This is a genomic window from Aliiglaciecola sp. NS0011-25, from assembly GCF_040370605.1.
In the GTDB taxonomy this organism is placed as follows: domain Bacteria; phylum Pseudomonadota; class Gammaproteobacteria; order Enterobacterales; family Alteromonadaceae; genus Aliiglaciecola; species Aliiglaciecola lipolytica_A.
This window is the reverse complement of record NZ_BAABWR010000001.1, coordinates 192,166-218,348: the sequence shown is the minus strand read 5'-3', so window position 1 is coordinate 218,348 and position 26,183 is coordinate 192,166. Positions and strand designations below refer to the sequence as shown.

23 protein-coding genes are annotated in these 26,183 nt (G+C 40.3%); 19 read left to right on the top strand and 4 right to left on the bottom strand.

Annotated features, from left to right (window positions below; translation table 11 throughout):
• Positions 1-69: 69 nt before the first annotated feature.
• Complete coding sequence (locus tag ABWV72_RS01000; RefSeq protein ID WP_353368359.1) at positions 70-1,311, bottom strand: MFS transporter; 1,242 nt, start codon at positions 1,309-1,311, stop codon at positions 70-72.
• Between the two features lie 15 nt (positions 1,312-1,326).
• Complete coding sequence (locus ABWV72_RS00995) at positions 1,327-2,343, bottom strand: LacI family DNA-binding transcriptional regulator (RefSeq protein ID WP_353368358.1); 1,017 nt, start codon at positions 2,341-2,343, stop codon at positions 1,327-1,329.
• Positions 2,344-2,491: 148 nt separating this feature from the next.
• Here ABWV72_RS00995 and ABWV72_RS00990 point away from each other — a divergent pair, with 148 nt between their 5' ends.
• The 9 genes from ABWV72_RS00990 (at position 2,492) to acuI (ending at position 15,528) form a co-directional block, all read left to right on the top strand.
• Positions 2,492-3,937: a glycoside hydrolase family 32 protein gene (locus ABWV72_RS00990; protein ID WP_353368357.1), complete on the top strand. Its 1,446-nt coding sequence runs from the start codon at positions 2,492-2,494 to the stop codon at positions 3,935-3,937.
• A gap of 173 nt (positions 3,938-4,110) precedes the next feature.
• Positions 4,111-6,849 (top strand): TonB-dependent receptor domain-containing protein, encoded by a 2,739-nt coding sequence (locus ABWV72_RS00985; RefSeq protein WP_353368356.1) that lies wholly within the window; start codon positions 4,111-4,113, stop codon positions 6,847-6,849.
• A gap of 149 nt (positions 6,850-6,998) precedes the next feature.
• Entirely contained in the window at positions 6,999-8,315 is a 1,317-nt protein-coding gene (locus ABWV72_RS00980; RefSeq protein ID WP_353368355.1) for a sugar porter family MFS transporter, read from the top strand.
• Between the two features lie 15 nt (positions 8,316-8,330).
• Positions 8,331-10,349: a glycoside hydrolase family 32 protein gene (locus ABWV72_RS00975; RefSeq protein WP_353368354.1), complete on the top strand. Its 2,019-nt coding sequence runs from the start codon at positions 8,331-8,333 to the stop codon at positions 10,347-10,349.
• Between the two features lie 302 nt (positions 10,350-10,651).
• Positions 10,652-11,494, top strand: coding sequence for a bifunctional demethylmenaquinone methyltransferase/2-methoxy-6-polyprenyl-1,4-benzoquinol methylase UbiE (gene ubiE, locus ABWV72_RS00970; protein WP_353368353.1), 843 nt, complete (start codon positions 10,652-10,654; stop codon positions 11,492-11,494).
• Positions 11,494-12,135 (top strand): ubiquinone biosynthesis accessory factor UbiJ, encoded by a 642-nt coding sequence (locus tag ABWV72_RS00965; RefSeq protein WP_353368352.1) that lies wholly within the window; start codon positions 11,494-11,496, stop codon positions 12,133-12,135. Before ubiE ends, ABWV72_RS00965 begins: the two co-directional genes overlap by 1 nt.
• Positions 12,136-12,139: 4 nt before the next feature.
• Positions 12,140-13,765 carry a ubiquinone biosynthesis regulatory protein kinase UbiB gene (gene ubiB, locus ABWV72_RS00960; protein WP_216049120.1) on the top strand — a complete coding sequence of 542 codons (1,626 nt, stop codon included), beginning with the start codon at positions 12,140-12,142 and terminating at the stop codon, positions 13,763-13,765.
• Between the two features lie 87 nt (positions 13,766-13,852).
• Positions 13,853-14,494 carry an acrylate utilization transcriptional regulator AcuR gene (gene acuR, locus ABWV72_RS00955; protein WP_342805397.1) on the top strand — a complete coding sequence of 214 codons (642 nt, stop codon included), beginning with the start codon at positions 13,853-13,855 and terminating at the stop codon, positions 14,492-14,494.
• Between the two features lie 56 nt (positions 14,495-14,550).
• Positions 14,551-15,528 carry an acrylyl-CoA reductase (NADPH) gene (gene acuI / locus ABWV72_RS00950; protein ID WP_216049118.1) on the top strand — a complete coding sequence of 326 codons (978 nt, stop codon included), beginning with the start codon at positions 14,551-14,553 and terminating at the stop codon, positions 15,526-15,528.
• A gap of 114 nt (positions 15,529-15,642) precedes the next feature.
• Here acuI and ABWV72_RS00945 read toward each other — a convergent pair whose 3' ends face one another.
• Entirely contained in the window at positions 15,643-16,605 is a 963-nt protein-coding gene (locus ABWV72_RS00945) for a glutathione S-transferase family protein (protein WP_342805395.1), read from the bottom strand.
• Positions 16,606-16,698: 93 nt separating this feature from the next.
• Complete coding sequence (locus ABWV72_RS00940; protein WP_342805393.1) at positions 16,699-17,616, bottom strand: hypothetical protein; 918 nt, start codon at positions 17,614-17,616, stop codon at positions 16,699-16,701.
• Between the two features lie 118 nt (positions 17,617-17,734).
• On the opposite strand from ABWV72_RS00940, the gene tatA reads away from it, so the two are divergent.
• The 10 genes from tatA to ABWV72_RS00890 all read left to right on the top strand — a co-directional run bounded on the left by tatA (position 17,735) and on the right by ABWV72_RS00890 (position 26,148).
• Positions 17,735-17,986: a twin-arginine translocase TatA/TatE family subunit gene (tatA, locus tag ABWV72_RS00935; protein WP_216049116.1), complete on the top strand. Its 252-nt coding sequence runs from the start codon at positions 17,735-17,737 to the stop codon at positions 17,984-17,986.
• A 20-nt stretch (positions 17,987-18,006) separates the two neighbouring features.
• The gene (gene tatB / locus ABWV72_RS00930; RefSeq protein ID WP_216049115.1) at positions 18,007-18,312 is read left to right on the top strand and encodes a Sec-independent protein translocase protein TatB; all 306 of its coding nucleotides are present in this window, start codon (positions 18,007-18,009) and stop codon (positions 18,310-18,312) included.
• Positions 18,313-19,077: a twin-arginine translocase subunit TatC gene (tatC, locus tag ABWV72_RS00925; RefSeq protein WP_216049114.1), complete on the top strand. Its 765-nt coding sequence runs from the start codon at positions 18,313-18,315 to the stop codon at positions 19,075-19,077. It begins immediately after the preceding gene.
• A complete protein-coding gene (locus tag ABWV72_RS00920; RefSeq protein WP_216049113.1) occupies positions 19,074-19,625 on the top strand; it encodes a hypothetical protein in 552 nt (183 codons plus the stop codon). Before tatC ends, ABWV72_RS00920 begins: the two co-directional genes overlap by 4 nt.
• A gap of 212 nt (positions 19,626-19,837) precedes the next feature.
• Complete coding sequence (locus tag ABWV72_RS00915; RefSeq protein WP_353368351.1) at positions 19,838-20,632, top strand: TatD family hydrolase; 795 nt, start codon at positions 19,838-19,840, stop codon at positions 20,630-20,632.
• The gene (locus ABWV72_RS00910; RefSeq protein ID WP_353368350.1) at positions 20,622-22,520 is read left to right on the top strand and encodes a sensor domain-containing diguanylate cyclase; all 1,899 of its coding nucleotides are present in this window, start codon (positions 20,622-20,624) and stop codon (positions 22,518-22,520) included. The genes ABWV72_RS00915 and ABWV72_RS00910 overlap by 11 nt, the downstream gene beginning before the upstream one ends.
• 24 nt (positions 22,521-22,544) lie before the next feature.
• Complete coding sequence (hemB, locus tag ABWV72_RS00905) at positions 22,545-23,543, top strand: porphobilinogen synthase (RefSeq protein WP_216049110.1); 999 nt, start codon at positions 22,545-22,547, stop codon at positions 23,541-23,543.
• Between the two features lie 517 nt (positions 23,544-24,060).
• The gene (locus tag ABWV72_RS00900; RefSeq protein WP_216049109.1) at positions 24,061-24,237 is read left to right on the top strand and encodes a DUF1328 domain-containing protein; all 177 of its coding nucleotides are present in this window, start codon (positions 24,061-24,063) and stop codon (positions 24,235-24,237) included.
• Between the two features lie 59 nt (positions 24,238-24,296).
• A complete protein-coding gene (locus ABWV72_RS00895) occupies positions 24,297-24,491 on the top strand; it encodes a hypothetical protein (RefSeq protein ID WP_216049108.1) in 195 nt (64 codons plus the stop codon).
• Positions 24,492-24,828: 337 nt separating this feature from the next.
• The gene (locus ABWV72_RS00890) at positions 24,829-26,148 is read left to right on the top strand and encodes a DUF2254 domain-containing protein (RefSeq protein WP_353368349.1); all 1,320 of its coding nucleotides are present in this window, start codon (positions 24,829-24,831) and stop codon (positions 26,146-26,148) included.
• Positions 26,149-26,183: the final 35 nt, after the last annotated feature.

The window sequence follows — 26,183 nt, the reverse complement described above, 5'->3', positions numbered from 1 at the left end:
TCAACACTATTAAGATTCATACGCTAGTTTTGATGATAATCTAAGGTTTGTGATGAGTTTCATACTCGGTTATACGTGCACGGCATCTAACTTTGTTTTTTTTCGATCAGAAGTAAGTACGAACATCGATAATATAACAAACCCAGACACGACAAGGCCGATAATCTTGTAGGCTTCAGCGAAGCCAATTTCATCATATAACATACCAACTAAAACCGATAAGCCGCTTGCCGCCACCTGTCCCATAAATTGGAAACCAACAATATAAATAGTAGCTGAAAGCCGTGCATCAAATGTTGCAGCAATATATTTAAAAATTGCAATAAGCATAATAGGAAGTTCTGCAGCATGTAGCAGTTTCATTGCTGAAATTGAAAGCGGATCAGCCGCATAACCGGAACCAATGATCCGCAAGGCCATAATTGCGCCGCTCAACAGTAACCCGTTCTTCGCTCCGATTTTATTCACAATGAAGGGCGCAACAAACATGCCCCCTGCTTCTAGAAAAACTTGGAATGAATTTAAATATCCATACATAGCATTTCCTTCGGCTGGTGTTGCAAACTGGGCGGAAAAATACACCGCGAATTGTTGGTCGTACACCCCATAAACACATGAAACACCAATTACCCATATCGCAAAGGCCCAAAACTTGCGCTGACCAAACAAAGCAATTGCATCTTGTAAGCTCAAGGCATGTGCTTTTTTGTCTATTTCCATCTGCTTCGCAGACTGTTCGTTAATTTTTACAAAGAATAGACTCGATAAGAATATCAATGCGCATAAGCTCGCTAAAATGAAATTAAGTGAGACGGACACATTGAAAATTTGACCGGTGAAAAATGTAGCTATTGCCCAACCTACTGAACCCCACATGCGCGCTTTACCAAATTCAAAACCTGTCGTGCGGCCGACACGTTCAATATATGTCTCTACAGCGCCAACACCGGCAAAAAACGTGGCGGAACAAAAAAAACCGCCAACTAATGCGCCAAGATAGATGGAGTGCATGAGTAAGGGAGTGTATACATATATGAAGAATGGGCCGCTTAAAAAAAGCATTAACCCAACAAACCACAGTAAATTTTTTCGAAGTCCTAATTTATCTTGTAAAAAACCATAACAAGGCATTATAAATAACGCGGTTATGGCATTAATGCTAAACACAACACCTGTCTCAGACCCATCAAGTCCAATAGCTTGGTTCAACCAAATAGGGTAAATCGAAAAACAAAACGACCACGTTAAGAAAAAGCTTAGTATGCAGGCGCTAAGTAACCAGTAATTTCGTTTTGCTATGCTATCGGTCATAAAATTGTCACCATATTATGTTTTTGCGAAAGAGTGTGAACCTCTTAATTGCAGTTGGCCGCTGATTTCTTGGATTTTGGTATTAGATTGAAGTTCTTTGTTGATTGCGATTTTGGCAGCAATTTGTCCCATATCGAAATAAGGCAAACTTACCGTAGTCAGTTTTGGTAGTAAGTTTTCAGCGATAAGTTTGTAGTTGTCGTAGCCAACAATTGAAATTGTTTCGGGGATCTTGTATCCCATTTGGCGAATCAACATAAAAACACGCATCGCCATTTTGTCGTTACCGCAACAAATCGCTGTAGGTCTTTCTGACCGAGACATGATGTCTTTAAGGACTTGTGGGAGTTCGGCAAATTCATCGTCTTTATTATCACAAACACCCTCTCTAATTGCTGCTTCATCAACCATTAAACCTGCTTTGGCATGCGCATCTTGAAACCCTTTTATCCTGAGGGGGGTCGCTGCCATATTATTGAAAAGTGTTAAATACGCAATGTGCTTATGTCCATGCTTAATAAGCTCTTCTGTCAATTGAAGCGCACCTAAATAATCATCAGGTAGGATAGTCGGGTGCCTTAGGCTTTTTTCATAACAATTCACTAAAATTAAAGGACATTTGTTAAAAGATTCTTTTATTTTGACTTCTTTGTGAGACACGGTCGCAAATATGATAGCCTCAGCTCTCTGCCTTCTGAAATCATCGACCAAGCGAGAGAAACTGTCAGCGCTGCCCCCGGACTCCCCAATCATGAGCAGCTTTTTGTTTTTCTCGCATTCATGTTGAATGCCCGCAATGATGTCGAAAGAATCAGGAGTTGTAGTAAGGTTTTCAGTAATTAAACAAACGACTCCCTTTTCTTGTCCTCTTAGTGCTTGAGCGGCAGCAGAGGGGTAGAATTCGAGTTCCTCCATCGCTTTTTTCACTCTTTGACGTGTTTTTTCGCTCACGCCCTCAAAACCTCCAAGTATTCTGGAAACAGTTTTGACTGACACATTAGCCTTTATCGCGACATCTTTAATTGAAGACATAAATTCTCGTTTATTGAGTTAGAAATGATGTCGTATTGTTACACACTAAGTACATTTTGTTGACATTTAGTTAAATTATATGAGTATAATGACCATCGTTAGACATTTTATCAAGTAAAATCTTTTAGTTTTATTTACAGAGGCGCAGATGCAACATCAAATACAAGCGAATATTTCAAGTCCGCGTAAGACTTGGAAACCTAAGTACCATTTTTTTAAAGAGGGTCATTGGCTTAATGATCCTAATGGCTTGTTTTTCGCGGATAACAAATACCATCTGTTTTTCCAAATGAATCCCGATGACACTATTTGGGGAAATATGCATTGGGGACACGCAATATCAGAAGATTTTATTAGTTGGCAGCACTTACCAACGGCAATCCATGCAGAGCCTGATGGACTTGGCTATATCTTTTCTGGTGGAGCAATCGTAGATCATCAAAACTCTTCGGGGTTTGGAGATGAAAACCATGCGCCTATTGTTGCCACATTTACGCAGCATTCAAAATCTGAGGAACAAGTGCAAAGCATTGCTTATTCATTAGATGGTGGTGAGAGTTTCAACATGTTTGAACACAATCCCGTAATACCAAACCCAGGTATTAAAGATTTTAGAGATCCTAAGGTGGTTTGGTTCGAAGCTGAGGAGGTATGGATTAAATCTGTTGTTGCTGGCCAATGCGTGCACTTTTATCGATCTGATAATCTCCTAAGCTGGACTAAGCTTTCTGAATTTGGAGAGGATTATGGTGCGCACGGTGGGGTATGGGAATGTCCCGATCTCTTTCCGCTGGTCTGTGAAGAATCCGGTAAAGAAATCTGGGTACTGCTGATTAGTATTAATCCTGGGGGGCCTAACGGTGGATCTGCAACCCAATATTTTTTGGGTGATTTTGATGGCAGAAACTTTAAGCCATTCGATAAACAAATAAGATGGTTAGATTATGGAACAGACTGCTATGCAGGTATTACTTGGGACAATACCCCTAATATTAAACATGAACGCATTTTAATTGCTTGGATGAGTAATTGGCTATATGCCAATGATACGCCCGACAATTCATGGCGTGGTGCTATGACCCTTCCCCGTAAACTCAGTTTACTGAAAACTGACGAGAAATTCGTATTGCGTTGCTTTCCTGCCGTGTCTTTTACTTCAAAGCTTAAAAATGAAGTCAATATTTCAGATTTGAAAAAGCCTATCTCGGTGCCAGAAGCTTACTCTATTCATTTTACTCTTGGAAAAAATAAAGACGTTAGCACGCTAACTTGGACGAACGACTTAAATGAACAATTTACGTTGACGTTAGATCTTGCGTCTAACCAAATTTTAGCTGATAGGACGAAAGCTGGCTTTATTGAAAAAGGCTTTGCGTCTGTCGCAGCAATGCCGCTTGAATTAATTGAGGGTGAAAATGTAAAGATCGATATATTTGTCGATACCTGCTCTGTTGAACTATTCGTTAATAATGGCGCAAGTTGTTTGACTATGCTTTTGTTCCCAAGTCTTGATTTCAACCGTTTAACTGTTAATGGCTCAGTGAGCAATTCTAATTCTAATATTGATGGCTTGAATCTCAGAATAATCGATTAATCTCAATAGGTTAATTTTAAAGTTGAAGTAAATAAAAAGTTCAAAGGTTAATAATTTATTAATTATTCATTAAAAAATTGTTGACAGGTGATATTTTGATCATTAATGTCTATCGATAGACATTAATTGTCGAGAATATTGCACAACAGCACACACACATAAGGATGATATCCATGTTTAAAAAATCGATAGTCGCTGCTTCAATTACCGCGGCATTTGCACTGCAAGCACCCTCTTTGTATGCACAAGATGCGTCAGATACGGTAGAAACTGATAAATCTGACGTTGAAACTATAATTGTCACAGGTGTAACTCGAAACACAGCAAAGATGGAAGCCACCTTTTCCATCAATACTATTTCCGAAGCGGAGATGAAAGTGCTTGCCCCACATGGCGCAGCAGAACTACTGGGTAATATCCCAGGGTTCTTTCCTGAGGGCGGAACTGCAGGAGAGACGCACAACAACGTGTTAGTGCGCGGGTTGCCTCAAGCGGGTGGCTATCGGTATGTTCCTAACCTAATTGACGGCTTACCTGCTTATGAAGAACCAGAAGCCCCGTTTATGAATAACGATGTTTTTATTAAACCAGACTTAATGACTACTCAAGTAGAGGCCGTTAAAGGCGGCCCAGGTGGTGTTTTGTATTCAAATGCGCTTGGAGCGGCTGTAAACTACATTACGCGCACGGGTACTCAAGAATTTGAAGGGGCATATAAAGTTGAAGTGGGTGACTGGGGGCACGTTAGGAATGACTTTTTCGTCGCTGGCCCTATTAACGACAACCTAACTTACGCAATAGGTGGTTATTATCGAGTTGCTGACGGTATACGTGATCCGGGTTATACCGGTAATAGCGGTGGCCAACTTCGTGGAAACTTGTTGTATATTAGTGACGATGGCTCAACTGAGATTAAGCTTCAAGCTCATGTAATAGACGATAAAACAAACTTTTATCAAAATATCCCTTATTCCATTACCAACAACCGAGGTGTTGGTACGCCTGACAACCCGTTTGAAATCGATCCTTCTAGTGTTAACAATTTAGGTGTCGATTTTGGTGATGGCAACACGGTTTCTCCGCAAACTAGCTATTACACATTATACAATCCTGATGGTAGTGATCTGACATTGGATATTAGTGATGGTATCGCGCCAAAATTCAATATTTTTACATTAAATGTAATCAAGGATTTTGAAAATGAATGGCGTTTGAATGCAGCTATGCGTTCAACAACGGGTAGTAATGGTTTTAATGCATTATTTAACGACCCTTTGCTTGAGCGCTCGCGACTGGAAGCTGAGCAATTTACGCGCATACAAAGTTTCGATGGCGCAATTGGTGAATCCTATGCCGACGCAGTTGGTGTGAAGGCCTTTTTTACAGAGTCGGTTACAGGTACAGACTTAAGTGATGCGGAAAGAGCGCCAGATATTGTTGCTAACAACACGCCAGTATACGGTAAAGTAGATGCATCTAGCTTTGTCAGCGATATTCGATTAAGCCGTTATTTTGACTTCAGTGATCAGTCACACGAATTAACATTCGGCGTATACACAAGTCATTATACTTACAATGTGCAATCGGTTTTTGCGACCTCGCTTAGTGATGTTAGCGAAAATGCCAGACTAATAGATCTTTATGCCGTTGATGAGAACGACAATCAAGTCGGTCCTTCCATCACTGATGGCGGCGTTCTTCAACCTGCAATTTTTGGTTTAGGCGCGGATGCGACAATGCGTACCAACGCAATATATATGCTTGATCATATTTCTTTACTGGACGGCGATTTGCAAATTGATGTAGGTGGGCGCTATCAAGAACTTGAGGTTGATCGAGTAACAACCAATTCATTTGATCCAGGAAATACTTCTAATGATTTCACTCCAAGTGATGTAGTAGTCGGCTCAACGGACGATACATTAGCTGACAATTTTGTGAATGTTCCAGACGGTACTCCTAACTTTGCATCAGAAGAGTATGATGCTTTTGGATGGACATTGGGTGCAAATTATCGAGTTACTGAGAGAATCACTGCATATGCAAGTTATGCCGATTCGTTTAGATTGCCGGGTTTCGAGGACTACATATTTGGTGGGCCTGCAACTAATCCTTCCACTGGCGAAATTGCACGCGGTGACTTAGTTGAAGACATAAAACAGTACGAAGGCGGTGTGCGTTTTAGTGACCGTAATTATGAAGTTAATTTAAGTGCTTTTTTTATTGATTTTGCTGCAAAAGAGACTTTAGGCGCTACCCTTGATGATTTATCGGCAACAGGTGCTAATGGCGTTGCTTGTGATAGTGTTCCTGCTCCTGCCAACTGTCCGAAAATTCGTGATAGTTTCCGTACGAGCTTAGAAACGAAAGGCTTGGAGTTCGAGGGTAGCTATCGTCCTGAGTGGTTAGAAGGCTTAACTTTACAAGGTAGTATTGTTTGGCAGGATCCTAAGCAAGGACAAGACAATCCTATTCGCAGTTCCATCTTAGAATCCGATACAAATGGAGACGGAGTTAATGATTTACGTCAATACGATGTGACCAGCGGAGCAGATAGACGTCCACGTCGTCAATCTCAATGGTTAATCAATTTCCGTCCTTCATATACGTTTGATGAAACACCATTGACGATATATGGACAAGTATTGCATTACAGCGAGCGTTTTGCTGCCGATGGCGATACAAATGTCACTATTTATCCTGGATATACACAGTTAAATGCAGGTTTCCTTTATGCGTTTGCCGACAATATGGAATTCCAATTTCACGTAAGTAATCTCAATGATGCAGATTCGTTCACCGAAGGTAGCTCGGTAACTGAAGGATTACGATTCTCAAACGGTGACTACACAGGTGTTGCGCGTCCCTTACTCGGGCGCACTATAAAAGCATCCTTGAGAATTGATTTCTAGTGTGCCCAAAACCAATTTTTAAATGCATTTATTGCGGTTAAAGATTTGTTTATAGGGAGCTTCGGCTCCCTTTTTTATTAAAGTGTAAAGCTAGTAATTATGTAAAAACTTTTAAATTAATACCAAGCGACAAATTAAAGGAAGAACTAATGAGTAGAATTCTATTCTGGGCGTGTGTGGTAGCAGTGGCAGGATTTTTGTTTGGCTTTGATACTGCTGTCATATCTGGTGCCGATAAACCAATACAAGCTTTATGGCAAACAAGTCCAATCTTTCATGGTGTATTTGTTATGTCTTCAGCGCTGTGGGGGACAGTTCTAGGTGCATTATTTGGAAATATACCAACCGATAGATTAGGTCGGAAGTTTACTTTGGTTATAATCGGCTTCCTTTATTTATTTTCAGCGCTTGGTTCAGCACTAGCGCAAGATCCATACACTTTCGCCATAATGCGATTTATTGGCGGTATAGGTGTCGGAATATCATCTATAGCTGCACCTGCTTATATCGCTGAAATTGCACCGGCTAAATATCGTGGGAGGTTAGTTGCGCTTTATCAATTTCAAATTGTATTTGGGATCTTGGTAGCTTTTTTTTCGAACTATCTGATATCTGGTATTTCCAATGACGATTGGCGCTGGATGCTAGGGATTGAGGTTCTACCAGCAATCGCATTTATCTCGCTGATCTTGATTGCCCCTGAGAGTCCTCGTTGGTTGGTTTTACACGGCCAGCAGAATGAAAAAGCCCTTTCCGTATTTGAAAGCTTGGGGCATACCAAAGCGCAAGCATTAAAATTAGTTACACAAATTGTTGAACATTCCACACACTCAGACCGACTGTTATCAAAAAAACATTTGCCTTTAGTCATGCTGGTATTTTTAATCGCAATGTTTAATCAACTTTCCGGTATTAATTTCATTATTTACTATGCTCCACGTGTATTTGAACTTGCAGGACTGGATACTAGCGCCTCTTTACTCTCTACAGCAGGGATTGGAATCACCAATCTCATTTTTACTATGCTGGGGATGTATTTAATTGATAAAGCGGGCCGTAAAAAACTGCTATATATAGGCTCTGTTGGCTATATTATTTCACTTGTCATGGTCGCTTTAGGTTTTAATGGCAGCATTGATAATGAATTTATTGTTGTCTTTGTTTTTTCATTTATTGCCTCACATGCTGTAGGTCAAGGTGCCGTTATTTGGGTATTTATTGCAGAAATATTTCCCAACGCTATACGTTCTAAAGGTCAATCAATTGGATCGGGCACTCATTGGGTTTTTGCCGCTATTATTACCTTAGTAATGCCTTATTTTTTAAGTAATTTTCTGCCAGCGCAAATTTTTACATTTTTTGCAGTCGCAATGTTTTTTCAATTGTTGTTTGTTTATTTTCTCATGCCTGAAACAAAAGGGAGAACTCTTGAACAAACAATGCCCTCAGTTTTTAGCAAGGATTAGGCAAGGATTAAGCAAATGAAGCAATTATTACATGTTTTTTTTATTCTTCTTCTGGTCACTGCTTGTAGTACGCAAAATAACGGCTACAACGAGCAATTTAGGCCGCAGTTCCATTACTCGCCTATGCAAAATTGGCTTAATGACCCCAATGGGATGTTTTTTTATGAAGATGAATATCATCTATTCTATCAATACCATCCTAACAACACAGTGTGGGGGCCAATGCATTGGGGGCACGCAGTGAGTAAAGATTTAGTGACTTGGGAAGAACTTCCAATTGCTTTATATCCGGACGAAAAAGGCATGATATTCTCTGGAAGTGCAGTTGTAGACTGGAATAACTCTTCTGGATTTGGTTCAAATCAAAATCCACCAATAGTGGCTATGTTTACTTATCATGATCAATCTTTAGCAAATAAGAACGTTATTACTCATCAATCTCAGGCAATTGCTTACAGTTTAGATAAAGGACGAACATGGACTAAATATGACGGAAATCCTGTTATTGAAAATCCTGGTCTAGTTGATTTTAGAGATCCAAAGGTGGTGTGGGATGAAGAAAATAACCAGTGGGTGATGGTGCTTGCTCAGCAGGATCATATTGGTTTTTACGTTTCTGACAACCTAAAGGATTGGCAACATGTTAGTAATTTTGGCAAACATCATGGAGCGCATGGTGGAGTTTGGGAATGCCCCGACCTGATAAAGGTGAAAGTGAGTGGTTCGGATGAGTATCGATATGTTTTGTTAGTAAGTATTAATCCAGGTGGACCTAACGGAGGCTCTGCCACGCAATATTTCGTTGGAGACTGGGATGGTCAACATTTTAGATTGGACCCTCAGCAAGCTGAAACGCTTAAAGTGAAGGCTGCTATATTTCCAGACGGTAAAATCATCGATGGGTTTGAAAATGGATTTGAAATATGGTCGATTAGCGGCGATGGTTTTACAGATCAACCTACTAAAGGAAGCCATGTCGGCCAGTGGCCAATTAATGGTTTTGTCGGTGATTTTTTAGCAAATAGTTTCAGTGATGGTGACAGAGCTCAAGGCGTGTTGTTATCCGCGCCATTTGAAATTGTTCATGACTATATAAATTTTTATGTAGCGGGAGGCTATGAGCCAGGACGAGTGTCAGTCCAATTACTTGTTGATGGAAACGTAATTATGGAGGCAGGGGGAAAGCAAACTAATAATTTTGTGTTGAAAAGTTGGTCTGTATCTAATTTAGTTGGTAGGGAAGCTCAGATAAAGATCATAGACAACAGCTCAGACCCTTGGGGTTTTATTATGGTTGATCAAATTATGCAGTCCGATTTTCCCGCCAATAATGCGGAAGAACAGGCATTATGGTTAGATTGGGGCACTGACAACTATGCTGGCGTTACGTTTGCTAATACACAAGAAGTATCGCAACACCCTATTTTTATTGGCTGGATGAATAACTGGGATTACGCGAGATCGATTCCAACCAGTTCATGGCGAGGGGCGATGACGCTGCCTAGAGATTTACGTATTATCAGAAATAAGCAAGGCTTTAGGGTGACTTCTCTTCCAACTAGTACTATCGAAAAACTGCTGCGGCCTGAAAGTTTGAATTTGATTAAGTCATCGGCAGTAAAAACACTCGCTCTTCCTAGTAAGGGGACTGCCAAAATAAAATTAACATTCGACCCTAAACAGATTACCGCTTTTCAATTGTTATTTAATAACGACTTTGATGAAATTTCGTTGGATATTGATCTAACCAAAAAACGTATATTGCTTGAGCGTGGCTTAACAAGTAGCAGTGAATTTCATCCTCTATTTAATAACAAAGTTGAAATGCCATTAGAAAGTAAAATCACCCAGGGAGTTGTAGAAATTTGGATTGATACATCATCTATTGAGGTGTTTTTAGCAGACGGAGAGTATGTGCTTACTTCTCGAATATTCCCGAACGAGCCCTTTACACAGTTACGAGTCGTTAATTTGGAAAACGACTCACCGTTATCGTTATCAATCCAAGAAGTCGATTCAATTTGGGCTAACTAATCATGTAAAAATACGTTTATAGTGGAAAGGTGAAAACAGCATGCGTGAGGCTAGTTGTGAGATATCTAATTTCTTTCACAGTTGTTTACTACATTGTCGTTCGTAGAAACTTGGCATATAGAGCTTAGTCATCATAAATGCATTTATGCCCTACCAACGAAACATGATGATAAACTTATATTGAATCTGCATGACAATTTTATAAGTGCGCGATAGCGCGGTTGGAAATAATATTGCTCAGGGTATTAGTCATAGATAAAGATTTTCGGTAAACTGATGAGATTAGTTTAAAAGGAAATACCATGAGCAATAGTCACGTCCCTGAGTCTGAAATTGAGACAAACGAAGTGGATCAAGTAAGTCTTGTGTCGACTGCTGAAGATTCGCCAGTCACTCGAGAAGAAGACTCGCAAACTCACTTTGGTTTTAAACAAGTGGATAAAACCGAAAAAGCGTCCATGGTGGCCGATGTATTTCATTCGGTGGCGGCCAAATATGACATTATGAACGACATGATGTCTATGGGGATTCATCGTTTATGGAAACGCTTCACCATCGATTGTAGTGGTGTTAGAGCTGGACATAAGGTCTTAGATCTAGCTGGTGGAACCGGTGATTTAGCCGCAAAGTTTTCTAAAATCGTTGGCGAAACTGGGCAGGTGGTATTAGCCGATATTAACAACGCCATGTTGAAAGTAGGCCGCGATAAACTGCGAAACAAAGGGGTCGTTGGCAATTTAGATTATGTTCAAGCTAATGCCGAAATGTTGCCGTTTCCAGATAACTATTTTGACGTCATTACCATTGCTTTTGGACTGCGTAATGTCACCGACAAAGACAAAGCCTTGGCTTCTATGTACCGTGTATTAAAGCCCGGTGGTCGTTTGTTGGTACTGGAGTTCTCAAAACCGCAAAGTGACATGTTAAGCAAAGCTTATGATCTGTATTCGTTCCACTTATTGCCTAAAATGGGAAAGTTAGTGGCCAATGATAGTGAAAGTTATCAGTACTTGGCAGAGTCAATTCGAATGCATCCTGACCAAGAGACCTTAAAAGGTATGATGGAAGCTGTGGGTTTTGAGCAAACCACATTTCACAATCTAACCGGTGGCATAGTGGCGCTGCACAGAGGGTTCAAATTTTAATGCCTGCAGCCCAATTAGTGTCTTCTGGCATTGAACGTATTTTTAATCATCTACTGAAACTTGATCCTAGTTCCGTTTTTGCACTCAAAAAAATGGCAGGAAAACAGCTCAGCGTTGATATTCATGAATTACCTTGGACGTTAACCTTTAGTTTTTCTGATCAAGTAGATGTATTAGTTGCTATGCCTGATGAAGAGATTAATACTGATTGCCACTTAGCATTGTCGTTGTCCACTTTACAGAAGTTAAAGGACACCAGCCAAATAACCCGTTTGATTCAAAACGGTGAACTTGTGCTAGAAGGTGATGTGGCAATTGCTCAACAGTTTAGTCAGTTAATGACTGAGTTAGATATTGATTGGGAAGAACAGCTATCAAAATATACAGGTGATATGCTAGCGCATAAAACCTTTAGAGCAGGCAAAAAACTCATTCAAACTGCAAAAAGTCAGGCTAATCGGTTAGCCGTTACCTTGGCAGATGCGGCAATTGAAGAAAAGCGCATCGCTGCGCCAGCTATTTTAGTGGTAGATTTTTGTGACCAGGTGAATGAACTGCGCAGTGCTACCGACAGGCTTGCAGCAAAGTTAAGTCGCTTAGAAAACCAATCCAGCACCTCATCAAACAAGCAGAGCAGTTAAACCAATGCGGACTCTTCGCCTATATAAGATTAACAAAGTTCTATTGCAACATGGATTAGATGAATTAATTCCTGAACACTGGCTACCTTGGTATGCCAAGCTGGGCAGGTCTTGTCAATTTTGGTTACGTAACCAGCATCCAGATAAACCGCTAGGGGTGAGAATAAGACTGGCGTTGCAAACCCTAGGTCCGGTATTTATTAAGTTTGGGCAGATGCTGTCGACTCGTCGGGATTTACTGCCTGCTGAAATTGCTGATGAATTGGCTATCTTGCAAGATAAAGTGCAACCTTTTGATAGTGCCGTGGCCGTTGAAATCATTAAACGTGCTTTAAATATCTCTGAATTGAATGAGTTATTTTCAGAGTTTGAAATCACTCCTTTAGCCTCTGCATCCATTGCACAAGTTCATAGCGCAGTATTAAAAAGTAACAACAAAGAAGTGATCGTAAAGGTTATTCGACCAGATATTGCTGGCACTATTCATGCTGATATTGAATTAATGCATTCACTGGCATTTGCAGTACAAAAATTATTGCCCGATGGTAAGCGGTTAAGACCGGTTGAAGTAGTAGATGAATATAGAAAAACCATTGTTGAAGAATTGGATCTAGCAAGAGAAGCGGCAAACGGTATTCAATTGAAACGCAATTTTGATGGCGCTGATTCGTTATATATACCAGAGATATACAGTGATTATTGCTCAACCAATGTGATGGTAATGGAGCGCATTTATGGTATTCCCATTTCCAATATTGAAGCATTGGAAGCTCAGAATACCAATATGAAGCTTTTAGCTGAACGGGGTGTCGAAGTTTTCTTTACCCAAGTGTTTCGCGATAGTTTCTTTCATGCAGATATGCATCCGGGAAACATTTTTGTTTCAAAAATGCACCCAGAAAACCCACAATATATCGCTATTGATTTTGGTATCGTGGGTACGTTAAATAGAGACGATAAGCGCTATTTAGCTGAGAATTTTATTGCGTTTTTCAATCGTGATTATCGTAAAGTTGCAGAATTGCACGTGGATTCTGGCTGGGTCCCTGCAGATACCGATATTGAAGCCTTTGAGGTGTCTATTCGCACTGTATGTGAGCCAATTTTTCAGAAACCTTTGGCTGAGATTTCTTTTAGTAATGTGTTGTTGCAGCTGTTTAACACTGCTCGGCGGTTCAATATGGTAGTGCAGCCGCAATTGGTGTTACTGCAAAAAACCTTACTTTATGTGGAAGGTTTAGGACGCTTGCTTTATCCCCAGTTAGACCTTTGGCAGACCGCAAAGCCCTTTTTGGAGCAGTGGATGAAAGACCAGATTGGCTTTGTGGCTATGTTTAAAAAAATTAACGCTAACCTACCATTTTGGTCAGAAAAGCTACCTGAAATTCCTGATCTGATCTATGACAGTTTAAAACAAGTTAAACAACTTCCAGCGCTACAACAAAAACATTTTGAACAGCAGCAATTACAGCAACGTCGGGCTCAAAAAAACTTATTTTATGTGCTCACTGGCTCTACACTGATTATTTTGTCCGGTCTCTTGCCGCTTTACATAAATAGCTTTATTCCCAGTGTTTTAATGGCGGGAAGTGGTTTGGGTGCTTGGATTTATGCGTGGTTTAGGCACTAGTATCGGCTCGATATTAACTCCTTATTTTTAATTAGATCGCCTTATTTAAAACTATTTTTGCATTTTACTAGACGGTCGGTCTATTATATGCCTATGAACACCTCAAAAATACCAATTCCCAAGCGCGGAAGACCACCTAAGGTGGCACGTGAAAATCAGGATACGCGAGCTGAATTAATCCGCAGTGGCGTAGAGCTTTTAACTGAGCAAGGCTTTTTCGCCTCGGGTATTGATAAAATACTAAAAAAAGTAGGCGTACCTAAAGGTTCTTTTTATCATTATTTTGCTAGTAAAGAAGTGTTTGGGCGTGCAGTTATAGAAAGTTATGCAAGTTACTTTGCCAAGAAGTTAGACAGCCACCTGTTAAATAGCGATATCGATCCTATTCAACGAATATCCAATTTTGTTGAAGACGCTAAATCAGGTATGCAAAAACATCAGTACAAACGGGGTTGTTTAGTCGGAAATCTTGGACAAGAAGTCGATGTTTTGCCAGAAAGCTATCGACAATTGTTACTCAATATCTTTACTGACTGGCAAGCTCGCATAGAAGCTTGTTTATTAGAAGCCCAGCAGCAAAAATTGATTTCTGCTAAGGCAAATTGTCAGCTTCAAGCCGAGTTTTTTTGGGTGGGTTGGGAAGGTGCCGTGAGTCGGGCTAGATTAGTACAAGATGCCGAACCCCTTAACAACTTTTTATCACAATTTATTGCGGGATTACCTAGATAGTATTTAGGTATTCGTTTTAACTATTTATAGACGATTGGTCTATATTCGGAGGCTATATGTTTCAAGGTATATTAATTAACAAAGACGACAACGGATATCAGGTTGAATTGAAAGAGCTTGATGACAGCATTCTGCCGGAAGGTGACGTTACTATTAAAGTGACTCATAGCACCTTGAACTATAAAGATGGTTTGGCCATAACGGGCAAAAGTCCAGTTGTTCGTAAGTTTCCTATGGTACCAGGAATTGATTTGGCAGGCACGGTTGAGCACTCTGAGACCGATAAATTTAAAGTTGGCGATAAAGTATTGTTAAACGGTTTCGGAGTCGGGGAAGTGCATTGTGGCGGTCTAGCGCAAAAAGCACGACTTAAAAGTGAATGGCTAATCCCTTTGCCTGAGGCGTTTACTGCCAGCCAAGCTATGGCTATAGGTACTGCTGGTTACACGGCGATGCTTTGTGTTATTGCTCTTGAAAAAAATGGTGTGACGCCAGACAAAGGCGATATTTTGGTCACCGGTGCTAATGGTGGGGTGGGAAGTTTTGCAATCACTTTGCTAGCGAAATTGGGCTATCAGGTGGTCGCTTCAACAGGCCGCCCTGAACAGGCAGATTATTTGAAAAAGCTCGGAGCCAGTGAGATCATCGACCGAGCATCTTTATCTGAAGCAGGCCGTCCCCTTGGAAAAGAAAGATGGGCTGGGGCCGTTGATTCAGTGGGAAGCCATACCCTAGCAAATATCTGTGCCGGTCTTAAGTATGGTGGAACCGTGGCTGCGTGTGGTTTAGCCCAAGGTATGGATTTTCCAGCATCAGTCGCACCATTTATCTTACGCGGGATTACCCTTGCGGGGATTGATAGTGTAATGCGTCCGTTAGAAGATCGTATTGAAGCATGGCAACGCCTAGGTGAATTACTCGATCCAACGACATTAGATGATATTGCGAACAATATAACCTTAAGTGACGTAATAGAGACCGCGAAAGAACTGCTGAATGGCAAGGTTCGTGGAAGAGTGGTAGTAACTCTTTAGGTTTGATTGCGAGAATAGCGCTGAGTTTAAATAGCGGCGCTATTCTCTTATTCCCTGTAAACAACTTTGTAATTTGCTCAATTTCCTTGAGTTCTGATGTTGCATGTAATTGACTTACACTAACAAATCACGATTGTGAGGTTTGTTTAGTTCCATTATCGGACCCGCGGGAATAATCTGGGTTGGATTATACTGGGTGTGGCTAAAATAATAATGTCGTTTAATATGCACAAAATTGACTGTGTCTGCTACTTGAGGGTATTGGTATAACTCACGCAAATAGCCTGAAAGATTTGGATAATCAGCTATGCGGCGGATATTACATTTGAAATGCCCAACATAAACGGGATCAAATCTAATTAAAGTAGTAAACAAGCGCCAATCAGCCTCTGTAATTTGCTGACCTACTAAATATCGTTGTTTAGATAGTCGTTTATCGAGCCAATCTAAGGTTTCAAATAATGGAATAACGGCGTCTTCATAGGCCATTTGATTAGTGGCAAAGCCAGCTTTGTAAACACCATTGTTTACAGTGTTGTATACCCTTTCGTTTACTTCATCAATTTCAACGCGCAAATTCTCAGGGTAAAAATCAATCTGGTTATTTGTCAGTGAATTAAACTGAGAATTGAAAATTCGAATTATTTCAGCAGATTCGTTATTAACAATTGAATTGGTTTTTTTATCCCACAACACCGGAATTGTCACCCGACTGGTGATATCAGCTTGGGCTTTGGTATATACCTGATGCATAAAATCAAAATTAAATAATTTATCCCCTGTAGCATCTGGAAAGTCAGAAAATTCCCAACCATTTTCTAACATGTCTGGGGCCACCACTGATACATCAATATGAGGCTCTAAGCCCTTTAATTTTCGGAAAATAAGTGTTCTGTGTGCCCATGGACAAGCTAATGCAACGTATAAGTGGTAACGACCGGACTCAGGTTTAAACTTTGCGTCTGCTTTGGTTGAAATCTGGTTTCTGAATTTAGATGCTTGCCTTTCGAATTTGCCGCCACTTGACTCAGTGTCGTACCACTGGTCGACCCACTTTCCATCCACTAACAATCCCATGTATCCCCCTTTTATATATGCTGAACGGTTTCATCAATCATATTAGGTATGATTTATTTAAAAAAGTAGCCCACTTTTGTTGCGGAATCAGGGTTAACGTTCGCCAAAATACCCTTCAATTCGCAAAGCGATGCCATAGGATGCTGAAAACTGTTCATCTCTACGCCACAGCACAAAAGGTTCAACTTCGTAAAATAACCAACTTCTATCGGTTTGTTTACGTAATTTAACACTGACCAAATATTCCTCTAATCGATAATTTGGCCGAGTTATACCTTCGATGTAATAACCGTAGATGACAGCACTCGTATCATCAAGTTGTTTGAAACCCTGCCAACTATGCTGCCATAACCAATCATTAGTTTTGTCTCTATATTCAAAGCGATTGTGATATCTAAGTAGTAAGTTTTTTGAATAGTCGTAGTTGAAGGTAAGACTGAAGGAGGTACCTAATTTATCTCGGTTGTAATAGTAGATTGATGCGTCGTAGCGCATTTCCACTGAATCACTCAGACCTATGGCATCTCGGTATCTAGACTTCGCGTAGTATTGAAATCTGCGACCAAAACCGATTCGATGGGAAAGTCCGCTATCAGGTGACACCTTGTAACGTAGCGCTAAGTTAAAACTATCTTCACGAGCAAATTCACCACTTCCGCTGCTGGCGACTCGGTCGTCTTGCTCTTCGTCAAAATCAGTAAGTATCAAATCAACGCGATTTTTTAGGTTAGGTAGCTTTACTCTGACCTTCAAACGCGCCTCAAATTCCTCTAAATTTCGAGACCGAGGCTCTATTCCGAGTCGAAGACGCACTTCGCCAAGTGCTTTTTGGTCTTCTTGAAGGTTTTCATTTGCAAAAAAATTATCAAACCATTGTGCCGTGTCTAATACCGACTCGGAAATATTTTTATGCATAGAATCAAGCCACACGTCCTGCTCTTCTTGGGCTACAGCGGCATTGCTAAAATGTAAAATTAGAAAGAATAATGCAACAATTCTTAAATTAGGCAAACTTATTGCTCCAAATTGGGTCTATAAATCATGCTCTTTTTTTATCTATGTATCAAATCCAGTGACGTTTCAATTTAGCTACGTATAATAGCCTTACTAAATTTATAGGAGTTTTCAAATGGGTAATATTGGTTGGGCGCAATTGTTGATTGTTTTGGTTATCGTTTTATTGTTGTTCGGAACCAAAAAATTACGTTCTTTAGGTGGTGATTTGGGTTCTGCTGTTAAAGGTTTCAAGAAAGCAATATCAGATAAAGATGCTGATTTCGAAGAAGACACAGCGAAAAAAACTGAAGAAAAGATTGAATCCAAAGAACAAAATGTCCAGCAACAAAATGAAGCTGAAAAGCAACCGCAAAAAACTGAATAGTCGAAAAGAAAAGCTAGCTTATGTTTGATATCGGGTTCTTAGAAATACTGGTTGTGGGTGTGCTCGCTTTATTAGTGCTTGGCCCTGAACGGCTGCCTGGAGCAATGCGCAGTGTGGCGAAAACATTTCGCAGTGTGCGCTCCATGGCTTCGGGTTTTAAACAGGAAGTAGAAGAGCAGTTACGGGTTCATGAATTGCATGAAAACCTCAAAAAAGCAGAGCAGCAAGGTCTAGAAAATTTATCTCCGGATCTGCAAAAAACAGTTGATGAACTGAAAGCATCCGCAGCATCTGTCAATAAGCCTTACGATAAAGATAAATCTTAAATGTCTGATCCTAATAGTTTTATTTCTCATTTAATTGAATTGCGAAGCCGCTTGCTCAAAGCGGTTTTGAGCATACTAGTGGTATTCGTACCTTTAGCGTTTTTTGCTCAAGATTTGTATCATTTGTTGGCCACGCCGTTGTTGAACGCAATGCCTGATAATTCCCAAATGATTGCAACTGATGTTGGGGCGCCATTTTTTGCGCCTTTTAAACTGACGTTAGTATTGTCATTTTTTCTAGCAATACCCTTTGTGCTTTATCAAATTTGGGGATTTATTGCACCAGGGCTTTATCGCAACGAGAAAAAATTGATCGCGCCTCTTTTGCTTTCAAGCACACTGCTTTTTTACGCTGGAATTGCCTTTGCCTATTTTGTGGTCTTCCCGGTCATATTTGCGTTTTTCGCAGGTATAGAAATTAACGGTGTTGCATTCACAACGGACATTAGTAGTTATCTTACCTTTGTATTGAAGTTGTTTTTTGCCTTTGGACTCGCCTTCGAAATTCCGGTAGCGGTGATTCTGATGTGTTGGGCTGGAATTACCGATGCAGCCTCGCTAAGGGCGAAAAGGCCGTATGTCATAGTGGGTGTGTTTGTTGTGGGGATGTTGTTGACACCGCCCGACATAATCTCGCAATCGTTATTAGCTGTTCCCATGTGGATACTATTTGAAATAGGAATTATTATTGGGGCGTTATATACACCAAAAGCAGATGACGAAGACGAACAACAAGAAAAAGAAAAAAATCAGGAAGTATCATGAAGAAATTAATTATATTGTTTTTGTCAGTTTGTGTTTATGTCACTACTGTGTCAGCACAAGCTGAAACCGTTGGTGAGGCTCTTAAAAACTGTGGACAAGTTCAAAATAGTTTAAAGCGCCTAGTTTGTTATGACAAAATCGTCAATCAATTAAACCGTTACGGCGGGTTGCAGGACTTGATGCAAGTGCCGGCACCTTTACCTGCAAATAATCAGTTAGCAGCGCAAAATTCTGAGCAAAATATTGTACTAGAAGCTAAGCCTGAAAACGCAACGAAAAGTCAGCGTAATGCTGAATTTGGTAGGCAAGCAAAGCTGCCTGAAGATACCGATGATAAAATCTATGCAACTGTGGTTGAAGTCACTAAAGATGGCCTTAAACGGGCTGTTTTCAAATTAGACAATGGACATATTTGGCGTGAACAGGAAGCCACTAATTTTAAAGTGAAGGTCAATGAAGTAATTTATATAGAACGCGGTGCACTAGGTTCCTATCATTTAGGAAAAGATAGTCAAAATCGCCGTATTAGAGTGAAGCGTATTAACTAACCTCACAGCGAAGCAAGTTACCCTGAGGTTATGCACACTAGGGTAAATCCTTGTGATACATTAATGGGCTATAGTATTTAAATTATAAAATTGTGCCTAGCCCATGAATTATGGGGATAAACAAGATGTTTCAAGGAGTGTTCTCTTAATGAGCAGTATAGAAAGACCGATCAAGGTTGTTGGTTGCATAATGCTGAGTCAGGCCTACTAGTTTGACCCACTGGTTTGATATAGGCATAAACTTACCGGATAAGCGTTTAGTGTTTCCGGATGCTATTGAGCATGCCCTTAATAATGACGTAACTGGTATATTACTCATTGGTACTGATATCCAGCAAAGCCAAGAAGCGCTTTCGATAGCCCAACAATTTCCAAACAATTTGGTTACCAGTGCGGGTATTCACCCGCACTATGCAAAAGATGCCGCCCCCGACTTTATCGAACAACTCAAAAACCTAGCGACTAACCAAAAGGTTGTTGCTATTGGCGAATGTGGATTGGATTTCAATCGTAATTTCTCGCCAGCACAGACACAATTGCGGGTATTTGAGCAACAGTTGGAATTAGCTTGCGAATTACAGTTGCCGGTTTATTTGCACGAACGAGACGCATTTGCTGAACAAATCGCCCTGTTAAAAGCCTATTCCCCCAAATTATCGGGGGCTGTGGTCCATTGTTTTACTGGCAGCCTTGCTCAAATGGAAGCCTATTTAGAGTTAGGTTTCTACATTGGTGTTACAGGCTGGGTTTGTGACCCTAAGCGTGGTGAATCTTTGCGTGAAGCCGTATTAAAATTACCATCACAACGAATGCTTTTGGAAACAGACTCTCCTTATTTATTTCCTAAAACGCTAAAGGCAAAGTCCCGTAACAATCAACCCGCTCATATTCCGCACATTGCTGAATTTATTGCAAATTTACGTAATCAGGAGCTACAGGACTTGAAGCAAAACTGTTGGCAAAATACTATGGATTTATTTGCAGTAGGCGCAAGTTTTGAACATTAATAAAAATTCTGTGGGCGTCCACAAAACTTGGTTTATTGGCCTAATTATACTGTTTGGATTAATCAGTATTTTGTCCATCTCAAAACTAGGTTCTACAAACAACTATTTACTCGATATAAATCAAGGCACCCTTTATCTTGAGGACCCCATGAACTCTCTTACTATAGAGAAGTTGCGAAAATATCAAAATTCACAGTGGAATCAAGAAAGCTCAGACTTTTTAGTGTATGGAATGAGCAAAACGCCGTATTGGTTTAAGTTTTTTCTGCCCAACAACCTTAGTGAAAATCCAAAATTAATTGAAATCGACTACGTCATGCTCGACAAAGTCGATATATGGTTTTTTAGTAATGGAAAATTGATTTCGGAATACCACGAAGGTGACAGTTATCCGTTTAATTCCCGTCAGATAAAAAATGAAAAGTTACTCTTTCCTGTACCAAATTCGGAGAAACGAATTTCAGCCATTGTCAAAGTGCAGACAAGTGGCACTGTGAAATTGCCGCTGCGTGTTTGGGAAGAAAAAGAGTATTTGATTTACAATGGTGAGCAAAATTTACTATTGGGATTGTTTTTCGGTTTTATGCTGGCAATGGCCCTGAGTAATTTATTCTTTTATGTTTCAACCAAAAAGCCCAGCTTCCTAAGTTATAGTTTATACGTGGTATCGATCGCACTAACTCTTGCTACGTTGCACGGTATTGGATTTAAATATATATGGCCAGATTGGGTATGGCTACAAAGTCGCAGCGTGGGCATTTTCGCCACCCTCACCATTTTATTCGCATGCATATGTACACGACAGTTACTGGAAGTTTACAAACATAGTAGAACCTTAGATCAATTATTGAAATATTCAGTGTGGTGGCTTCTGTTATCCGTTTTTGCGAGCTTAAGCATTCCTTACTATTACTACATCATGTATTTCCTTGTGATCTTATGTTTCGCATCTATTTTGGTGTTTGTGGTTTCACTATTAATGATGTTACGAGGAGTTAAACTCGCACGTTTGTATCTGCTTGCTTGGTCGGTTTTACTTGTTTCTGGCGTTTTAGCAGGACTAGAAAGCGCAAATTTACTCGAGATAGATTTGCCAGCACAATATTTTGTTATGTTAGGTGCGGCCATTGAAACCTTTATGTTGGCTTTTGTTTTAGTTATTTCGTACTCCATTCAGCGCGAGGAGCAATATCAGAGTCAGGAACTCGCTTTGCTTGAAGAACGTATGGCCCGAGAAGCGCAAGAGGAAGCACTTAAACTAAAAGAGCAAGCCCAGCAGAGTTTAGAATATAACGTTCAGGAGCGTACCTTAGAGCTCGAAATAGCACTGCGGGAGTTGTCTGAAACAAACAATGAGCTAGAACAGCAAACCCGTACCGATAGTCTGACCGGTATTCGCAACCGTAAACACTTTGATAAAAAATTCCAAGCAGAGGCTCGACGCTGTCGCCGCGAGCGCTCTGATCTATCCTTAATCATGCTGGACATAGATCATTTTAAGAATATTAATGACACTTATGGTCATGTTGCCGGTGACGAAGTAATTAAAAATGTGGCTAACATTTTAAAACAGAATTTAAAACGCACAACTGATGATGCCTGTCGCTACGGTGGAGAGGAGTTCGCTCTTATATTGCCGAATACTGATTTTGAAGGTGCTAAAGCATTGGCACAAAGACTCCGAGAAATCATTGAAAACACCGTTACCGAAGTTGATGAATTACAACTCAAAGTCACCATTAGTGCTGGCGTTGCTTCTACTATCGTGAGTGGTGTAGAGGATGAAAAAAATCTTTTAGAGAGTGCCGATAAGGCTTTGTATCAGGCGAAACGAGATGGCCGAAACCGGGTGAGAAGTATACATTTACACGCCCGCGATATTGTATAAATAACTAAAGAGGTAAATATTTCTATGTTCGATCAAAAGTTTCCTGCCAACCGTATGAGAAGAATGCGCAAACACAGTTTCACCCGGGAGATGATGGCAGAAAATACCCTAACTGCGAAGGATTTGATTTACCCCATGTTTGTTGTTGAAGGCACACAGCAACGAGTTGCGGTCCCCTCTATGCCAGGTGTAGAGCGCCTATCTATTGATTTATTGGTGGAAGAAGCTAAAGAGTTGGTCGACCTAGGAATACCCGCTATCGCTATTTTTCCCGTGACTCCCCTCGATATTAAATCGGATTGTGCGAGCGAGGCATTTAACCCTGAAGGTTTAGCACAGCGAGCGGTAAGAGCAATAAAACAGAATGTTGCTGATATTGCGGTGATTACCGATGTCGCACTCGACCCTTTTACCTCTCACGGACAAGATGGTTTGATTGATGAGTCAGGTTATGTCTTAAATGATGAAACCTGTGAAGTATTGATGAAACAGGCTTTATCACACGCGGAAGCTGGCGCAGATATCGTTGCTCCTTCAGATATGATGGATGGACGTATTGGAATGATTAGGCAAGCCCTAGAACAGCATGGCTATATTAATACTTGTATCATGGCTTATTCCGCTAAATACGCGTCAAACTACTATGGCCCTTTTCGTGATGCAGTCGGTTCAGCTGGCAATATTAAAGGGGGAAATAAGCATAGTTATCAGATGGATCCTGCTAATTCCGATGAAGCGCTTCACGAGATCGCACTTGATTTAAAAGAAGGTGCAGATATGGTGATGGTTAAACCAGGTATGCCGTATTTAGATATAGTTCGGCGTTGCAAAGATACCTTTCAAGTTCCCACTTTTGTTTATCAAGTTAGTGGTGAGTACGCGATGCACAAAGCTGCATTTGAAAATGGGTGGTTAAATGAAGAAGCCGTAATCATGGAATCTTTGGTGGCATTCAAACGTGCTGGAGCAAACGGCATTTTGACCTACTTTGCAAAGCAAGCCGCGCAAATACTGGCAAGGTAATTATTCGCCGGTTTGCTAATCGCGCCATATTCCAGATACGGCAAGGTTTGCATCTAATATCGAAGTTACATAGCCAAGCATAGTTAACCTTAATTGTGCTTGGCTTAAACTCTTCCCCCTCTTTGGGCAATGACGCTCACACTTTAATATGAAACTAAGATTAGTTCGGATAGCGAGCCGTTTATGCAGCGAAATACTTCGTTGACTAGTGCTCACCGCTATCAATTAAATACTGCTTTGACCTATGGCAAAAGAACTAAGCATGACAGCCAACCTAAATTTAAGCGTTTATAGTCAAGCAATATCAGCTCAACCAAGCAAATACAGAACAATCACATTGTAGATGTGAAAAAGTTTCTAGATTCAGTGTACTTTTTGCAAAGAAAACTTAGCGTTGAAGGTATTGGGATTATTTGGAGTTGTTATTTTTATTTATATATCAATAACATACTCTGTTGTTCGATGTTGGCACGTAATGCGCATTAAGAATATCGAACACAAACAAAAGGAGAATATCATGTTGAGCTGGGCACTAACATTTTTGGTTATCGCAATTATTGCAGCTGTATTTGGTTTTGGTGGAATTGCAGGTACTGCAGCTGGTATCGCTAAAATCATCTTTTTTGTTTTCGTAGTTTTACTGGTGATTTCACTCGTAGCCAATGCCGTACGCGGTAAAGGTCCGAAAGTATAGAGAACTCGATCATCACGCTAAATGAACTTTATAAAAATTCATAATTAATGGAGATACACATGAAAAATTTTAAACATACTTTACAAATCTTACTAATCGCTGGTTCAGTATTCGCTCTAGCTGCTTGTGAGCAAGGTCCTGCAGAGGACGCTGGTGAGAAAGTTGATGAAATGGTAACAGACGCAGGTAATGCGCTAGAAGATGCTTGCGAAGACGTTAAAGAAGGCGTTAAAGCAGAAGACAAAGACTGTTAATAAATGTCAACCCGAAGCGCTTTCACGCAGAATAAAAGGGCTCAATGAGCCCTTTTTTATTTTCAAATGAGGTGATTTATGGACTTTAAAATAATTATTATCGCAATTGTCATCAGTGTAGGATTTTTTGTGACATCTACCGGACTAGCAGGTGGCAGTCCAATCTACACATTCTTGGCTTCCTTTGGTCTATTTATGATTATACTGGTAGTTAGCATGCTACTTTTTGCCAAGAAAAGATCGAAAAAATAAATTGATTTAGTAACCTCACTCGATGTACCAAAGTGAGGTTACTTCATGTTTGCTTGGCGGTGGCGGTTACAATAAGGATGTATGAATGAAAAACCTAGCCAGATTAGATAAACTGTTTGACTCAATAAAGACTAGTTTCTGGTTTGTCCCGCTACTTATGGTTGTGACATCGATTACTTCAGCTTGGTTCATGGTATGGATTGATCATGCTCAAGCTTGGGGGGCTTTAGATTGGTTACCTTTCCTCTATCAAACCGATCAGAGCACGCTTCTTTCATTACTTAATACCATTGCCGCTTCAATGATAACGGTAACTAGTATCGCGTTTTCAATAACAATTGTTACCTTAACCTTAGCATCTTCTCAGTTTGGTCCGCGCTTGATTCGTAATTTTATGGACGACAGAGGAACCCAAGTCGTACTAGGAACTTTCATTTCAATCTTCTCATACTGCGTAGTACTAATTTACTCCATGAGTCTGGATTCAAATCAAGGCATCAAAATGGGCTTGGCTATTATTTGGTGTCTACTGGCCACATTATTTAGTGTCATTGTTCTCATTTATTTTATTCATCATGTAGCCCGTTCAATTCAAGCAGATAACGTCATTAATGAATTGTGTGAGGAAATAAACCACGCAATAGAACCGTTATTTTGTAATGAGCAAACCTCTGTTTTACAGAATAAGACGGACAGCAGCTTTTCTTATACCTTGTCAGTGAAAGCGAAGCAAAGTGGCTATTTGCAACTTTTAAGTAATGATAAGTTACTTGATGTCGCCACTGAGCATGATGTTTTAATCGAGTTGAATTGGCGACCCGGCGATCTGATTAACCAAAGCACGGAACTGGCTAGCGTGAAGAGTCTGACGCCCATTACAAGTGACTTAAATAACGCGGTAAATGAATGTTGTGTCATCGGCAGTAATAGAACACCGATTCAAGATCCTGAATATGCCATACACCAAATGGTAGAAATCGCGGTACGCGCGCTATCTCCAGGGGTTAATGATCCCTATACGGCGATAACCTGCATTGATAAATTGTGTTTAGTGCTATGTAACTTATCCAATCAAAAGTTGCACGCCGGACAATATTTTGATCAAAGTGGCCGATTAAGATTATCTCGCAAACCTTATGATTTTGTGGGGTTAGCGAACTCTGCATTTGATCAGATTCGTCAATATGCTGTCGGCTCTGTGGCGGTGACAATTCGGCTACTTGAGAGTCTAGAACGTATTGCATTGGTATCAGATAAGATCGACGTGCATAGGGTGATTCAACGTCAACTGCATGCTATTGAGCAAGGCAAAGAAAGCGCACAATACACTGAAAAAGACACAAAGGATTTTGTCAAAATAGCACAAAATGTTAAAACTCTTCTAACTGTTGAGACTTTGAATTAGATCTTGTAAAGCAACTAGAATAAACCATTTAGTGA